Genomic DNA, 1,577 nt, shown 5'->3' with positions numbered 1-1,577 from the left:
AGGCGATATATTTGGAGCACTCGAGCCCGATTCCGCTGTGGCCGCCTGTTATGAGAATTGTAGGCATAGGAACCCCCTCATGTTCATTTCGTTCATAGTATCGGAACTCGCCATCGGGCAAGTTCGCCGTTAGGTTCATCCAGAAATTGTGACCGATGATTCTTTACTTGTTGACAGTGTCAACTTTAGCACAAATTGTTGACACTGTCAACAAGCGCTGATTATAATTCTTTGTGTTGACGACGTCAACATAAAGTTGTAAAATAATAAAACTCGTATGTATTTAGACAGGGATTTTATGAAAGCTCATACTGATATAAAACGAAAGCTTGTTGCTGTCACAAGGCATATGATTGATACGAATGGTATTGATTCAGTGAGTATGCGCGACCTTGGAAAGGAAATGAACTTATCCCGCAGTGCAGTTTACAGACACTTTAAAAATAAGGAAGATCTGCTGGCAGCAATTACAACTGAAAGTTTTGAGATAATCAATAGGCGTATCGAGAAGCTAATGGGCGAAATAGATGATGCCAGGGAACTTATGTATGCAGTTTTATATACTTACTATGAATTTGGTATTAGCAATCCAGAGCATTATCACTTAATGTCCCAAAAACAATGGAATAAGGAAGAGTATCCCGATCTTCATATTTCAGCCTTTAAACTTTATGAAATCATAGGAAGATGTTTTCAAAAAGCCCATGAACAAACACACACACTGAGTAAATCTCCCAGACAATTGACCGCAATGATAGCTGCATTTATTCATGGTCTTATTGAACTTCATTTAACCGGACATCTGGAAGCTGAAAAAGGATTGAACGATCCGGCCGGTTTAATCAAATCTTTTTTAGATATTGCCATAAAGGGATAACCACATATTCAGCTTTTACAAAAACCGCCATTTTGACTGACACGCAATCAATAAATCAAAGGAGCGGCGCAGGGCGAAACGCTTGTGGGAACTGGGCCTGGCTGAGCAAATGCGCAAACTCCTGCGCTCCTCAGATCTTTCTCGGCATTTTGGCCCCAGACGTGGAGTAACCCTGCACGATATGATCAGCGACCAATATTCCCACCCCTACATCCAGATTATTCCGCCGCATATGCGTGAAGCTCACGCCGCCCTGGATGCCATGCTGCATCATTGCCCATTGAGGAAATGATGGTGGATACCGCAGGGTTTACGGAACTCATGTATGCACTCTACGACTTGCAGGGATTCAAGCTCTCGCCACGGATTCGCGATCTGGGCGACCACTGCCTCTATCCGCTGGCCAGTGTCACCGACTACGGCGTCTTAAAGCCGATCTTCCGGGGACCGACCATTCGGCGGGACTTGATTGAGCGCTGTTGGGACGAAAGGACAACTGCGTCCCTTACGGACGACCCCTCTGCTGTTCTAACAAGGCTGCCAGGAGCCTTAGCGTTGTGAATAACTCGCACTCTGACAAAGTGTTTGATTCCCACTCTCATCGGGATCTTGCTGCTCACTTGCTGGCAGGCGCCTGCGCGCCTGCGCCCTTTTTAGTGTGTGGTGCAGAAAAAGCTTTGAGACAATGCTATGTTAATAA

Annotated in this window: 1 protein-coding gene and 1 pseudogene; both read left to right on the top strand. The window is 45.2% G+C overall.

What is annotated here, in order from left to right; genetic code table 11:
* The first annotated feature begins 298 nt into the window (after positions 1 to 298).
* Positions 299 to 877 (top strand): TetR/AcrR family transcriptional regulator, encoded by a 579-nt coding sequence (locus F1593_RS27150; RefSeq protein ID WP_172632501.1) that lies wholly within the window; start codon positions 299 to 301, stop codon positions 875 to 877.
* Positions 878 to 986: 109 nt separating this feature from the next.
* Positions 987 to 1,438: pseudogene (locus F1593_RS30070) on the top strand (Tn3 family transposase).
* The last annotated feature ends 139 nt before the right edge of the window (positions 1,439 to 1,577 follow it).

Source organism: Dictyobacter arantiisoli (assembly GCF_008326305.1).
GTDB classification, from domain to species: Bacteria; Chloroflexota; Ktedonobacteria; order Ktedonobacterales; family Ktedonobacteraceae; genus Dictyobacter; species Dictyobacter arantiisoli.
The sequence above is the reverse complement of the archived record's forward strand: the minus strand, read 5'-3'. Positions and strand labels throughout refer to the sequence as shown.

Bases quoted from the DNA above. Each gene is read 5' to 3' on its own strand.
- F1593_RS27150 (WP_172632501.1), top strand. From the start codon at position 299: ATGAAAGCTCATACTGATATAAAACGAAAGCTTGTTGCTGTCACAAGG.